This is a genomic window from Laspinema palackyanum D2c, from assembly GCF_025370875.1.
Classification (GTDB): domain Bacteria; phylum Cyanobacteriota; class Cyanobacteriia; order Cyanobacteriales; family Laspinemataceae; genus Laspinema; species Laspinema palackyanum.
The window spans coordinates 237,513-251,562 of the sequence record NZ_JAMXFD010000002.1; the positions used below are offsets into that span (position 1 = coordinate 237,513).

Here is a 14,050-nt window from a genome sequence, read left to right on the forward strand (position 1 = left end):
TGGCGACTCATCCGGCGACAACGGGATGGGGGATGAAACAAAATCAAGGCATTCCTGAGTTTCCCCCAATCTGCCGGGGACTGTAAACCTTGATAATCCGGCGATCGCTTCCCATCTCGATCGCCAAGTCCACCTCGGAACCCGGACTCAATAGGGGCCTGACAAACAACTCCGGATGCAACGCCTTCCAAAAATATTCTACAAATTCCCCGATTTCCCCATCACTCATTCCCCCCTTACCCTGGGCCTTCATTTCCCATTCCGCCTGCATCCGCCATTGCAAACTGAGGCGATAATCCTGGGGATACAACACCATCAACCCATCTAATCGGTCCCACAACGGCAAATAATCCCGCAATCGCTGATTCATATCTCGGGCAAAACTGCGGTCTGCTTGCGTCATAATCGGCCAAGGGGGATTGTCAAACACTGCCGGATCCACGGGACGCACTCCCACAAACCACCCTTCCAATAACAGGATATCTACACCCTCAACCAGGGAGGGTTCTGTGCTGCGATCGCCTTGTCCCTCCCACAATGATTTATCAAATCGGGGAACGGCAATGGTTTGTCTATCGGGATTCCGCAAGCGATCCAAGAGGTTAATTCCTAATTCCACATCGTGAGTCCCCGGAGGTCCTCGCCAAATCAGACGCGGGTCCTCCTGCCGCAACTGCTGCCGTTCTGAATAGGTTTTATAAAGGTCATCGATAGAAAGGGCCAAGGTAGAATAGCCCAGATGACTCAAAATCCAGGTTAAAATTTTCCCCAGGGTGGTTTTCCCCGTTCCCTGTCCTCCTAAAATCCCTTGCATCCAGGGTCGTCCTAATTTCTGGTGAGAGGCGATCAGTTTCATCGCCAAGGGTAACCACAATTGCCATAAGGGTTCGAGTATTTTGTCTCCCGGGAAGGGAAATTGCTCCAGGTGGGGTAGAATCACCGCTAATGCCTGCGATCGGGCCTTGAGTTGGGACTCCACCGTTTCCGGGGAAATCCCATACCCCTGAGCAAGAAGGGGGTCGGCGAGTTCTTGTTGGATTAATGCTTCCCAAGTGGATCCGGTGGGTCGAACTCCCTGCTGCCACTCCTCCAGAATCGAGGCGATCGCCCACTTTTTTTCCATGAATCAATCTCCCTTGAATTCGGTGAAAATGGCGTTTAATCCGATTAACCATCCATTAAGAACCGAGGGTAAAGGCAAGGACGAATAGACTGTAAATCATGCCAATTTTAAAAGAATTGATTCCCTGGGCCAATAGCGATCGCTTCATTTGCTCGTGAATCCGATAGAAAAAATAACTATAGACTTCGGTTAATACAATTAAAACAGCCGCTACCATCACATCTAAGTTGGCATTTTGTCCGGCGATCGTACTAATTGCCGTTCCCAGAAAATTACCCATTAAAAAGCTAATCAGCAGTACGGAGATCCGTCGCCACGGATTGCGTAAGGATTGCCTCAGTTCAGAAACGGCACCATCAAACAGACTGTTCAGACGGGTATTCTGCATAGCTTATATCATTTTCAATCAAACATTGATCTCGAACCCTGACCCGTTCAGTCACAGACCCGATATCTGACCTAGGCGATCGCGCGGCACGATGGCGACCCTAAAGATGTCATCTCCCTCCCGCATTTCCATCCAGGAAGCAGTATCCCCCGGTTTGTTAGATACAATAGCATATTCCAGCCCTCTGGCTCATCTACCCCATATCCCCCACCTCCCCCATCCCGATAGCGGTCAACCAAGGACCAAGGACTAATGACCAAGGACCAAGGACCAATGACCAATGACTGTAAACCATAACGGACCCTAGAAACACAAACAACTGATGAAACTTCACATAAATCGCTTTTGGGATAATGAGAGTCAAATAAGCGTACCGACTAAGTTCGCTTTACTATTATCGATTTTGGGGCTATTAGGGATTGGATGGATTGCCTTTTTATGGAAATTAGGCAGTGTTGGGTTAGTGGATGAAACGGAACCTTTGTTTGCAGAAGCAGCCCGACAAATGGTAGTCACGGGGGATTGGATTACGCCTTATTTTAATCAAGAAACGCGATTTGATAAACCTCCGTTGATTTATTGGTTGATGGCGATCGCCTACCAAATTTTTGGGGTCAATGAATGGGCGGTCCGTCTACCTTCCGCATTAGCGGCCATTTTTTTGATGGGTTTCGTCTTCTTTACCCTGCTTTATTTTACCGTTCCCCACTCCTCCATTGCCTTAGAAGCTAAAGGACCGGAACAGACCCAGAATATCCCTCGAAAAGCCTGGTTTTGTGCCGGACTCGGGGGGGCGATCGCCGCTTTGAATTTTCAAACCATTGCTTGGGGAAGAATCGGCGTTTCTGATATGTTATTGAGTGCTTGCATGGGAAGCGCCCTCCTTGCATTTTTTTGGGGATATGCCAATTCCAATGTTTTCCAACATCCTGAAAATCAACTGGAACCCCCTCTGCACTCAACGGTCTTAACTCCCCATGCCTGGTATGTAATTTTTTACATTTTTATCGCCTTAGCCATTCTCGCTAAAGGACCTGTGGGAATTGTTTTACCCGGATTAATTATTGGATCTTTTGCAATTTATCTGGGAAAAGTCAAAGAATTATGGCGGGAAATTAAACCCACACGCGGTATTTTAATCATCACAATTATCGCTTTACCTTGGTATATTTTAGTCACCTTAGCCAATGGTGAAACCTATATCCAGACATTTTTTGGATATCATAATTTTGAACGCTTTACTCAGGTGGTTAACAATCATAGTGAAGCCTGGTATTTTTACTTTTTAGTCCTGTTAGCGGGATTTTCTCCTTGGTCGATTTATTTACCCATTGCCATCACCCGCTTACGCTTTTGGAAACGCAGTCGCTGGCAGAATCAACCCCGGGCTAATCATCTGGGTTTATTGGCTGTATTTTGGTTAGGTGGTATCTTTATCTTCTTTACCATTGCCGTTACTAAACTCCCTAGTTATATTCTTCCCGCCCTCCCTGCTGCTGCCATATTAGTGGCGTTGTTTTGGAGTGAAGAGAGTTTTAAAACAGAGGGCGATCGTCAACCCAATCGCTTCAGTCTATTTGCGGGAGTTTCCGTCATCGGTAACTTAATCTTATTCTTACTCATGGCAACTGCTATGCTCTATGTTCCCCGACTCTTAGACCCAGATCCAGCCATGCCAGAATTCCCCCGAATATTGACCAATTCTGGTTTAATTGAACGAAGCGCTTTAATTTTAATGGCAACTGCCTTAGTGGGGGTAATTTTGGTCTTAAAACGCCAGTGGCGATGGATGATGGCTGTTAATATGGCTGGATTTGTGGCGTTTTTCATGTTGGCAGTTATGCCGGTTTATTTTATCTTTGATAGCGAACGGCAATTGCCGGTCCGCCAATTAGCTGAAATTATTGAACAGATGAAACAACCGGAACAGCAGGTGGTGATGGTTGCCTTTGAAAAACCTAGTTTAGTCTTTTACAGTCATCAACCGATTAAATTTTTTAGAAGGTCCACTCAGGCGCGAGCATATTTGCAAGAATTAGCGGTAAAAAATTCCAATCTACTGCCGTTTTTAGTGGTGGGATATCCGGATAAGATTCAGGGGTTGGAAGTTGCTAATCCTGAAGAGTATCAACTGATTGCTGAACGGGGGAATTATTTGCTACTGGAAATGCCGCAACAGTTGTTTTTACCCGAGGGAATAGGAAACAAGGAGGAGGGGGAAGGGAACGACTGAAGTCGGGAGGTTGAACGGGGGGAAGAGAACGACTGAAGTCGGGACGTTGAACTTGGATAAGAGAACGACTGAAGTCGTTACTACGAACATCGGATAACGCCTGAATGCGTTACTACGAACTTCCCCATCTTCCCCATCTCTGATTCAAATTTTCAACGATTGGTTAATGGAATCGAGTAACTCCTCCATTGATAGAGAAGGGGGTAAGAGTTGGGTGGCGATCGCCTTTAAACTGGACCGGAATTCTCCGTTGGTGGCTGCTTCGGGGGTTTCTAAGGAGCGATCGACGATTAAAATGGCGGGGCGATCGGGAAGTTGTTCCAACACTTTCAGCGCCTCCATTGGGAACTGAGGGGGGAGAGAATCCGGAACATAAATTAACAGCAAATCCACACTTTGATGTTGCAATTGCTGCCAAACTTCTGACCAAGAACGACCCATCCAACATCTAAAACCAGCGGTTTGAATATATTGAATCGAAGCTTGTAACCACTCGTGTTTGGTCGAGGTAGAATCGACGGGGAAACGGCCCGATTCCGCAGTTCCCGACCGTTTCGATACTCCCGGGGTGACGGCTTCGTATCGGTCCGAAAACTGGCACAAAATCGAGAGATCAATGGCTAAAATTGCCGGTTTAGAACTCATTCCCACGGCGACTTCCACCGCCTGGAATAACGCTGTGACATTGGGCCATTGAGCCTCATCCGTCTTATCGCTGCCATGAACGGGGTTGAGATAGGGAAACACCGTCAACCCGGGTACTTGAGAGGCGGATAGAGCAATTTGGCGATCGAGGGTCACCAGGGGGACCGCAGCGAGGGCGGGATATTGGCTGAATTGTTGGATAAACAGACTGGGGTTGGGGAGGTGATGGGCGGGATCCAGCAAGATGGCGTCCAGATGCCAGACTCGGGCCAATAATTCAGCTTGTTCAAGATCATCGGCCTCTAAAACCCGATAATGATAGGACGCTGAGGGATTTAACCCCGAGGCGAGTAGTCCGTTGAGTTGATCGCTCAACCCATTGCTGTACTCCTCGGGCGATCGCTCGTCGAGGTCCCGATATTCCGGGTCAAATGGACTCAATCGCAACACCGTCAGGGTGGTTTGTGGGGTTGCCAAACTCTCCTCGAACGGGTCCTGCTGCATTAACCCCTCTAAAGTTTTTTCCAGGGAATTTCCCTTCACAGGCAGGGTTAAAAACCCATTACACTGCGCCCGAATCGCCCGTTCCTTGTCCACCTCCGTTGCCATGACGATCGCCGGGATATGTCGGGTTTGGGGGTCAGATTTGAGCAGGGTCAGCACGTCCCAACCGGAGAGCATCGGCAAGAATAAATTCAAAAAAATAGCCCGAGGTTGTAAGCGTCGAGCCTTTTCCACCGCCTCAGTCCCTGCACGGGCGATCGCGACGTGATAACCCAACTCATTGAACCGTTCGGTCAAATCATCAATATATCGAGGGACCGCTTCCACAATTAAAATTAAGCGGTTCTTTGTGGGGGCTGTGCGTTCCGTGAGGGTCGTGGTCTGTTGCGGGGGACAAGGGGGTAACAGCAGGGTAAATTCACTCCCCACCCCTTCTTTGGAAATAAAAGTCACATCCCCCCCATGAGCACGCGCAAGGCGCTGAGTTAACGCCAATCCCAAACCCGTTCCCTCAAACTGCCTGGTCATCGGGTTTTCCAATTGTTGGAATTTTTGAAAAATCAAGTGCTGTTTTTGGGCAGGAATGCCAATCCCCGTATCCCAGACGGTGAATGCCAGCCAGCCTTCCCAGCGATTCACTCTCAGGCCAATTTCTCCGCCATTGGCGGTGAATTTAATGGCGTTAGAGATGAGATTGTACAGCATTTGGCGCAGGCGCAATTCATCCGCCACCGGGCTCGGTAAACCGGGTTCCAGTTCCAGGGTAAAGGGGATTTCGAGTTCGGTAATGGCGGCATTGCTGCTGCTGCCATGAACTGGGGCATCGGAGGGATGATGGGCCTGTTTGGCTTGGTCAAAGGCGCGATCGCAGACATCCGGGATGCTCACGGGTTCGAGAATCAGTTCCATCTGTCCACTCTCGATCCGGGTGAGATCCAGGATATCGTTGACCACATTCATCAAATGTCGCCCACTGGTGTAGATCATTTGAGCATAGCGAGCTTGGCGATCGGTCAGGGGGCCGAGGGTCCGTTCTTTGAGCAAACTGGATAATCCCAGAACAGCGGTGAGGGGGGTTTTGAGTTCGTGACTGATACAGGCCAGAAATTCATCTTTGAGCCGGTTCATTTGCATCAAATCGGCATTTTTGGCCGCCAGCTCTTTGGCGACTTGCTGCTGAACCGTGACATCTTGAGCGAGAACCAACCAGAGGGATTCTGTCTGGGACCCATCCGAGGGGATGGAGGCCGAAACTGGGGGGTGATTCCCGGTGGAGTGGGGGTCCGCAAATTCTGGCCCTTGTGAAGGGTCCAAGGGGGAATCCTGCCCGGACATATTGGGCGATCGCTCTGAGAAAGCAAGACCGATCGGGATTTTCACAAACTGCCACACGCGGTCCGACCCTTTCGGTAAGGGACATAAACCCCTGCTCAGAGGGTCTGAGTCTGGGTGTTCTAAGTGGTCTGGTTCCCGATTCGAGGTCGGTTGGAATGGGGTGCGGACTTCACCGGAGGGGTCAGTCTCCGGTTCTGAGAAGGAGTCAAAGTAGGTCCGCCATGCTTGGTTGTAAATGGCCACTTTCCCCCCTGAAGTTTGCAATTTCATGGGCAAGGGAATTTCTTCTAGGAGTTCCCCCAGGGGACGAACCGCCCCAAACGGCCAAGCTTTGATCCCACTGAGGGCCTCGGGACCTCCGGACGGTTGCTCAGGGGTTCCTGGGTTCTGAGGAACGAATCTGGTATTTTGGGCGATCGCCGCGATCGCCCGGGGAAAATCCAACAACCCTAAGCATTTGCCCTCGGCATCCACCACCACCCACGCCGGTTGCCTAGGTCGGTCCGGGTCTTGGGTTTGGAGTCTCTCCCAGAACTGAGTTAAGCTCATCCTAGCCTCCACCCTCTCCACCGAGGCGACTGCTCGGGGACTCAATCCGGCCACTGCTTGCTGCCAAATGTCTAAATCATGGGCAGTCGGTGCATCGGGAACCCCTTCCCCATTCTGGCTGCCATTCCCCACGACCGAACAGAAGCGGGCTATCAAGGTGCCTAAATCCGTGTGAGGCAGGCTATTTCTCTCCTCGCTTAACCCCCAATCCGGATTCGTAGTTTCCCCTTGTAATAAATCCAGGAGCAAACAGCCCACATCGAGGACCCCTACCGGAGCTTCCGCTTCATCGAGGAGGATGAGGTGCCCAAATGCAGACATCCGCCCCGCGCTGATGCTCAAGCGATGCCACAACTCTGCTATACTTACCGTTTGCGGGCATACAGGGGTAGGGAGTGTAAATTCTTCTAAGAGTAGGGGGGTCTTTAACATAGGGAACTGGGGATGAAGATCTTGCAAAATTCAGAATGGAGTGTTCAGCTAACGGTAACACCCAGCAGTGGGGGGTTGGCCTCACAGGATGCCTTTCCATCGGGCTTTTACTCTAACGCCTACAGCATCCGGGTAGCGCTCAGATCAATCGGACAAGAAAGCGGGTTTCCTAACCACCTTGGTCCTAGTTACTAGAGATTTTGTGAAAAAATCCGGTTTGTCTTCCCTCTACTGCACCAACTTCCTAGTATGTCCTGCTTTGTTGTCTAAGTCATTTGGGATAACCGATACAGAATCACCCGGGAATCAGATGGTTGGCGTTTGGAGACAACCGCTCATGACTCCAGGTACAGATCAATTATGGATCTCAATGGGGTGTGACCCCGGGCAACCCATTACAATTTAGGTAGAGTGTTTGTTGAATGTTTAACACAACCTTGAGCCACCAGTCATGGAGGCGGGGCAATTGAACGTTGCGGCTGCACGATTCGTCAATTGGAACATCGATTTTCTAATAACGTTTTGCAAAACAAACTGTCTATTTGTACTTTCGGGCCGTCGGATATCCTGGCGCAATCGCTCACCCAGTTTTTGGAGAGCGATCGCTATGCGCTCACTTATTTTCAGGGGGCTGATGAGTTTCTCGCCTTTGTCGAACGAGAAAAGCAACAGCTTGACTGTTTAATTTTACAAGCTCATCCCAACTTAAAGGGCCTCACCCGTCAACTCCATCGACAATCCACGCTCTTGCCTGCAGTGATTGTACATCTGGGTTCCCATCAAGCCAGTGAATCAGCCGAAGCTCCAGCTTCTGACCTTAACGACATCCTACTCACTGCCGTCAAATCCCCGGAAAATGGGGAGTTTGTCTCCTCCAAAGTGGTCTATCATACCGCTGAAAGCCACATTTCGGTACCTCAACTCCCCGAGATCGGTCGTGCTGTCGAAAAAGCGATCACCCAGTTTATTAACTTCTCCCCAGTCTCCTGGGAAAGCGATCGCACTCAACCCACCCCCAATTCATCTCCAGACACCTCCACTCAAAACTTTCTCGGCCCTCAGCAACGAATGCTCGCCGAAAAATTGAGGGAGCGATTAGGATACCTTGGTGTGTACTACAAACGCAATCCCAAACGCTTTCTGCGGAACCTCCCTCCCGCAGAACGACAACATTTTTTAGATGAACTCCAAGCCGAATATCGTGATATTGTTTTGAATTATTTCTCAAGCGATGGCTCCCTCAATCAAAAAATTGATGAGATGGTCAGCACCGCTTTTTTGGCTGATATTTCCGTCACCCAGATTGTGGAAATACACATGGATTTAATGGATGATTTTTCCAAACAACTTAAACTAGAAGGGCGCAGTGAAGAAATTCTCTTAGACTACCGATTAACTCTCATTGATATTATCGCCCATTTATGTGAAATGTATCGCCGCTCAATTCCTAGAGATGCTTAATCGAATCTCAGTCCAAACCCCTGTTTCTCTTCTCTGCCCAATTTTTCCGAAGTGAATCCATGATTAACCCCAAGAAAACCTACGTTCTCAAGCTTTACGTCGCGGGGAACACCCCCAACTCGGTGCGAGCTTTAAAAACACTCAAAGATATTTTAGAGCAAGAATTTGAAGGAGTTTATGCCCTCAAAGTGATTGATGTCTTGAAAAATCCTCAACTCGCCGAAGAGGATAAAATCTTGGCAACCCCCACCCTCTCCAAAATCCTGCCCCCTCCCGTCCGCAAAATCATTGGAGACCTCTCGGACCGCGAAAAAGTCTTGATCGGTTTAGACCTCCTCTATGAAGAATTACGAGAAGAACGAGAATTTGAGTGAAATCACTCGGTTCCCAACTATCCAAACTTCTCTCGATTAAATTATAATCCAAGGTCCATCATCCCTCACCCCTAGCCTTCTTGTCATTTTAAACTCGCCCTATGAATCTTACTAAGCCATCTGGAGAAAGCGAAGAACGTATGCCCCTTGGTGTCCATAAAATCCGCACCATGATTGAGGGATTTGATGACATCAGTCATGGTGGAATGCCAGTGGGTAGAACGACCTTAGTCAGCGGCACCTCCGGGACCGGAAAAACATTGTTCGCGGTCCAGTTCCTCTATAACGGTATTACCTTTTTCGAGGAACCCGGGGTCTTCGTAACCTTTGAAGAATCTCCCAGCGATATTATCAAAAACGCCTATAGTTTTGGCTGGGACCTGCAAAGCTTAATTGACCAAGGTAAACTGTTTATTCTCGATGCTTCGCCGGACCCAGAAGGACAAGATGTGGTCGGAAATTTTGACCTTTCTGCCTTGATTGAGCGGATTCAGTATGCCATTCGCAAATACAAAGCTAAACGAGTCTCTATTGACTCTGTAACTGCCGTCTTTCAACAATATGATGCCGCATCGGTGGTTCGTCGGGAAATCTTCCGCTTAGTGGCCCGTCTCAAACAAGTGGGCGCAACGACCATTATGACCACGGAACGAGTCGAAGAATATGGACCCGTGGCCCGGTTTGGAGTGGAAGAATTTGTCTCTGATAATGTGGTCATTGTTCGCAATGTCTTAGAAGGCGAACGGCGTCGCCGGACCCTGGAAATTTTGAAATTGCGCGGCACTACCCACATGAAAGGGGAATATCCTTTCACTATCACCAATGAAGGGATTAATATCTTCCCCCTCGGGGCTATGCGCCTCACCCAACGATCTTCAAATGTCCGGGTTTCTTCCGGGGTCAAAACCCTCGATACCATGTGTGGCGGTGGATTTTTCAAGGATTCGATTATTCTGGCAACTGGCGCAACGGGCACCGGAAAAACCCTCCTGGTCAGCAAATTCTTGGAGGATGCCTGTAAGAGTGGGCAACGGGCGATGATGTTTGCCTACGAAGAATCCCGCGCTCAACTGCTCCGAAATGCTTATTCCTGGGGCATTGATTTTGAAGAACTGGAAGAGAAGGGATTGCTGAGAATTCTCTGTGCTTATCCTGAGTCGGCTGGGTTGGAAGACCACTTACAAATCATTAAAACTGATATCTCGGAATTTAAACCGGCTCGGATTGCTATTGATTCTCTATCGGCCTTAGCTCGCGGGGTCAGTAACAATGCGTTTCGTCAATTTGTGATTGGGGTAACCGGCTATGCTAAACAAGAGGAAATAACGGGATTTTTCACGAATACCACCGACCAATTCATGGGGGCGCATTCGATTACGGAATCCCATATTTCTACCATTACCGATACCATTTTGATGTTGCAGTATGTGGAAATTCGCGGGGAAATGTCCCGGGCGATTAACGTCTTCAAAATGCGCGGTTCTTGGCATGATAAAGGGATTCGGGAATACTCGATTAGTCAGAAGGGACCGGATATTAAAGATTCGTTCCGCAATTATGAACGGATTATCAGTGGTTCTCCGTCCCGGATTTCGGTAGATGAAAAAACGGAACTCTCCCGCATTGTCAAAGGGGTGCAGGGAAAAACTGGGGACGAACTTTAAGGACAGGCATAAAAAAAGGGGCCAGGTTTAAACTGGCCCCCTTTTTTATGAAGTGTTAATCACCCAACGAGCACGGAGGGATTTGAACCCCCGACACCCAGAACCGGAATCTGGTGCTCTATCCCCTGAGCTACGTGCCCTAACGATCTCTAACTATATCACCTGTTTGTTAGAATAGCTATAAGTAAAAATACTTTTTTTCCGGGGACTCGGTTGATCCACAAATGGGCATGGGTCAATAAGGATCGACAAATTCAGACAAATTCTAGGGTGGGACTATAGGCTGGGAGATTCTCCTGCGCGGTCTATAGACAAAACAGACGGGGCAAAACCGGATTGGATATGAAGCTCATTCCGGTCCCTTTCCTTTGATACCTTCTCGTCGAGAGGCCTAAATATCTGGCCCTTTCCAGGGAGGGTAGAGAGAAAACTTAAAAAAAGTTAAAATTTAGAGGGAATGTTTAAGATTTGACCTCCCCTATCTCCGAGATCACCGGGCGATAGACCGATAACTTTTAACTTTAGCCTGACCCCCACTCCATTCCCAAGACAGTCAAACTGATGAATAAACCGATCGCTGGACGTTATGCTCGCTATATTCGATGGCCTTCTGAGACCGAAGTTGCTCCGGTAACGTCGTTCGCACAAGAATGGGCGAAGCGGTATGTGCAGAAGCTACATTTGGAGTCCCAAGTAGAAGAGAACGGGGCCGATCGCACTGGCGTGGATGAGTCTGAATTAATGACGCGGGAACGGGTAGGGGATTCCCTGCGGCAGTCATTACGCTTATGTATCGCTCAAGGGTGGTCAAAAACTGAAATGCTTTTAGCACCCACTTTAAAACAGCATTCCATTGACTCCCAACATCTCAATTCCTGGGAGATTGCGGCGAAAACTCATCAAATTTATGACCAAGCGCTGGAACTATATATCCAAGGGAAATCTGCTCAACAACTGGCCGGGGCGATGTCTCCAATTTTGGGTAGATTGCGACAAGTGCAAGCGACTTCGGAACCTTTAACTCTGGCTTTTGTCAATCTCCAATTTTACTATACCGGGCAGTTGCTGTTGCAGCAGGTTTCCCAAACTGAGCGATCGCAACTGGAAAGTTATTTTAGGGTGATTCAGGAATACTTAAATTTACCCCTGCAACGGGTCTATGAAGCGGCAGCAAAGTTAGAGTGGGATGATTCTCCCTTACAGGCGGTGAGAAAATTGCTGCCGGTGAGTTCAGAGATTGCTACAGAAATTTGCGATCGCATTCGGCAACTATATCCCCGATACCGCAGTAACAGCGGTTCCCTGACTGATGAACGCATCCGCAAATCCAGCCTGCGCGATGTGGAGATGTTCCAAGTCTATCTCTGGGCTTGTGTCCTAGAACAAAGTATTGCATCGGTACAACAGGAGTTGTTTCCCCTCTGTGTGATGCTGTATCCCTCCTTGGGGGTGCAGTGGGAATTAGTGCGGCAAATGCTCAATCTGTTAGGACGACAATTGCGCGATCGGCTCACATCAGAAGAGTATGAGTTATTTGTCCCTTACTTACGAACCTTATGGGAGATGTTTTCTCCGGCAGTCTTCTCCCCCACCCCCAAATCGGACAAATCCGAGGCGATCGCTGTTGAATCTGAGGACTTTTTTGATTCTAGTGAATCTCTGGGAAATTGGGTTGTGGGGTAGGGGATTGGTCGTCTGGAATTGCGGGAACGACTGAAGTCGTTACTACGAACATTGGAGAAATTTCCCTTTCCTGCCTCGTCTTATCCTGACTCCGAATTGGGAGAGAATCGCTAAAATGGGAAAAGATGGGGATATTTTTGGAAATTCCCAGTCATTTTGAATCAACACTAGAGGTTATAAACAAATGGCATTACAACAAGGTGATACAGGGTCGCAAGTCGAACAATTACAGATGCAATTAGAAAAGTTAGGATATAACGTTGGGCGGTTTAACCCGAACTTTGGCCCTCTTCTTGAGGAGATTGTGAAAGCCTTTCAAGCGGAATCCGGACTCACCGTCGATGGAGTGGTGGGAGAGAAAACCGAAAGTGCGATCACTCGCGCCGTCGCCGGAATTACCCTACCCACGCGAGTTTCCCCGCCTCCAGTCAGTCCCTCCGGGGATTTTAGTACCGGCAATTGGCCGGAATGGAGGATTGTCACCCAAGGCGGATTAAATACCCGTAGCGGCCCGGGATTTGAATTTCCCGTGGAAAGTACCCTCACGGGCGGCAGTATCGTCACCCGTCATCCCGATTATACGAATCCGGTACAAGGCGATCGCACCGGCAAACCCTGGTTAGTGATTACCAATCAAGGCACAGCCCAATTTATCCGCGCCAATAATAAATTTATTGAGCCGGATATTCAGTCTTAATGGATTAGGATTAAATAAAAACCCCGCAGGCTGAAGCCTGGGGCTATACGGACGAAGCCCGCCTTCGCGGGCTAAGAAGGAAAATAGACTTGAGATAACCGGATTTGGTAATAAAAAGGGCGTAAGATGCTCCCACTCCTAACCCCAATTTAGTTATCAAAATTCGTTTTTTCTATTAGCCCGCGCAGGCGGGCTTTGTTCGTATAGCCCCAGGCTTTAGCCTGCGGGTTTCAGGTCTATTTTACCTATCAATTTTCTGAAAAACCACGGATAAATTATTAGCAGGCATTTCCACAATTTCCAGTAAGTTCAAGCCATTTTCAAGAGCAACTGCCTCCACCTCTTCTAAATTTCTAACCCCCCATTCTGAGTTTTGCTGTTGCAGCATCTCATCAAAACTTGCATTTGATGGGGCAGTATGTTTTCCTCCCCGTTTAAAAGGACCATACAGGTACAAAATCCCCCCCACAGGTAGAATTCGACTCGCCCCTGCCATCAATCCTAAAGTGGCCGTAAACGGAGAAATATGAATTAAATTAATGGCAACGATTGCCGTAATCTCCGATACATTTACCTGGGAATTTTCAGGAGATTCAATTGACCAAACCGACTCCGCAACATTGAGATGAATCGGAGGGAAAAGATTGTCTGATGGAACCTCCTTCATCCAGGCGAGAATACTGTCCCGTAATATCGGTTCCGCTTCACTCGGTTGCCATAGGCGCGGTTTGAGACGAGGTGCAAAAAAGATGGCGTGTTCACCGCTTCCGCTTGCCACTTCTAACACCGTTCCCGTTGGCGGGAGAACCCGACGCAATACCTTTAAAATCGGTTCACGGTTGCGTTGAGTCGCTGGGGCGAATCGTCTAGCATCATTGGGATGGTTCATTTCTTTTCTAAAATTTGCCCATTCAGGGGATTAACATTCTAAAATTAGAATAGCAAACTGTCGGACAATCATC

At 48.6% G+C, this 14,050-nt stretch carries 10 protein-coding genes and 1 tRNA gene; 6 read left to right on the forward strand and 5 right to left on the reverse strand.

Annotation, left to right across the window (positions count from 1 at the left end; all coding sequences use genetic code 11):
• Positions 1–43: 43 nt before the first annotated feature.
• Complete coding sequence (locus tag NG795_RS03795) at positions 44–1,123, reverse strand: glycerate kinase (RefSeq protein WP_367287340.1); 1,080 nt, start codon at positions 1,121–1,123, stop codon at positions 44–46.
• A 55-nt stretch (positions 1,124–1,178) separates the two neighbouring features.
• Positions 1,179–1,511 carry a DUF565 domain-containing protein gene (locus NG795_RS03800; protein ID WP_367287341.1) on the reverse strand — a complete coding sequence of 111 codons (333 nt, stop codon included), beginning with the start codon at positions 1,509–1,511 and terminating at the stop codon, positions 1,179–1,181.
• Between the two features lie 322 nt (positions 1,512–1,833).
• Here NG795_RS03800 and NG795_RS03805 point away from each other — a divergent pair, with 322 nt between their 5' ends.
• Entirely contained in the window at positions 1,834–3,744 is a 1,911-nt protein-coding gene (locus NG795_RS03805) for an ArnT family glycosyltransferase (protein ID WP_367287342.1), read from the forward strand.
• A 144-nt stretch (positions 3,745–3,888) separates the two neighbouring features.
• Here the strand turns inward: NG795_RS03805 and NG795_RS03810 are convergent, their stop codons facing one another.
• On the reverse strand, positions 3,889–7,098 hold the full coding sequence (locus NG795_RS03810) for a hybrid sensor histidine kinase/response regulator (RefSeq protein WP_367287343.1): 3,210 nt from the start codon (positions 7,096–7,098) through the stop codon (positions 3,889–3,891).
• A gap of 633 nt (positions 7,099–7,731) precedes the next feature.
• Between NG795_RS03810 and NG795_RS03815 the strand changes: the two genes are divergently transcribed.
• The 3 genes from NG795_RS03815 (at position 7,732) to kaiC (ending at position 10,708) form a co-directional block, all read left to right on the forward strand.
• Positions 7,732–8,670 (forward strand): circadian clock protein KaiA, encoded by a 939-nt coding sequence (locus NG795_RS03815; protein WP_367287344.1) that lies wholly within the window; start codon positions 7,732–7,734, stop codon positions 8,668–8,670.
• 59 nt (positions 8,671–8,729) lie between these two features.
• Positions 8,730–9,044: a circadian clock protein KaiB gene (gene kaiB, locus NG795_RS03820; protein ID WP_015147792.1), complete on the forward strand. Its 315-nt coding sequence runs from the start codon at positions 8,730–8,732 to the stop codon at positions 9,042–9,044.
• Positions 9,045–9,145: 101 nt separating this feature from the next.
• Positions 9,146–10,708, forward strand: a complete 1,563-nt coding sequence (kaiC, locus tag NG795_RS03825; RefSeq protein WP_367287345.1) for a circadian clock protein KaiC — start codon at positions 9,146–9,148, stop codon at positions 10,706–10,708.
• A gap of 67 nt (positions 10,709–10,775) precedes the next feature.
• On the opposite strand, the gene NG795_RS03830 is transcribed toward kaiC, so the two are convergent.
• Positions 10,776–10,848: transfer RNA gene (locus tag NG795_RS03830), tRNA-Arg, on the reverse strand.
• Between the two features lie 421 nt (positions 10,849–11,269).
• Between NG795_RS03830 and NG795_RS03835 the strand changes: the two genes are divergently transcribed.
• Entirely contained in the window at positions 11,270–12,391 is a 1,122-nt protein-coding gene (locus NG795_RS03835; RefSeq protein WP_367287346.1) for a hypothetical protein, read from the forward strand.
• 184 nt (positions 12,392–12,575) lie between these two features.
• Positions 12,576–13,088 (forward strand): peptidoglycan-binding domain-containing protein, encoded by a 513-nt coding sequence (locus NG795_RS03840; protein WP_367287347.1) that lies wholly within the window; start codon positions 12,576–12,578, stop codon positions 13,086–13,088.
• Between the two features lie 241 nt (positions 13,089–13,329).
• On the opposite strand, the gene NG795_RS03845 is transcribed toward NG795_RS03840, so the two are convergent.
• Positions 13,330–13,977 (reverse strand): DUF938 domain-containing protein, encoded by a 648-nt coding sequence (locus NG795_RS03845; RefSeq protein ID WP_367287348.1) that lies wholly within the window; start codon positions 13,975–13,977, stop codon positions 13,330–13,332.
• Positions 13,978–14,050: the final 73 nt, after the last annotated feature.

Coding starts and splice junctions, on each gene's coding strand:
- NG795_RS03795 (WP_367287340.1), bottom strand. CDS start 1,123: ATGGAAAAAAAGTGGGCGATCGCCTCGATTCTGGAGGAGTGGCAGCAG.
- NG795_RS03800 (WP_367287341.1), bottom strand. CDS start 1,511: ATGCAGAATACCCGTCTGAACAGTCTGTTTGATGGTGCCGTTTCTGAA.
- NG795_RS03805 (WP_367287342.1), top strand. CDS start 1,834: ATGAAACTTCACATAAATCGCTTTTGGGATAATGAGAGTCAAATAAGC.
- NG795_RS03810 (WP_367287343.1), bottom strand. CDS start 7,098: ATGTCTGCATTTGGGCACCTCATCCTCCTCGATGAAGCGGAAGCTCCG.
- kaiB (WP_015147792.1), top strand. CDS start 8,730: ATGATTAACCCCAAGAAAACCTACGTTCTCAAGCTTTACGTCGCGGGG.
- kaiC (WP_367287345.1), top strand. CDS start 9,146: ATGAATCTTACTAAGCCATCTGGAGAAAGCGAAGAACGTATGCCCCTT.
- NG795_RS03835 (WP_367287346.1), top strand. CDS start 11,270: ATGAATAAACCGATCGCTGGACGTTATGCTCGCTATATTCGATGGCCT.
- NG795_RS03840 (WP_367287347.1), top strand. CDS start 12,576: ATGGCATTACAACAAGGTGATACAGGGTCGCAAGTCGAACAATTACAG.
- NG795_RS03845 (WP_367287348.1), bottom strand. CDS start 13,977: ATGAACCATCCCAATGATGCTAGACGATTCGCCCCAGCGACTCAACGC.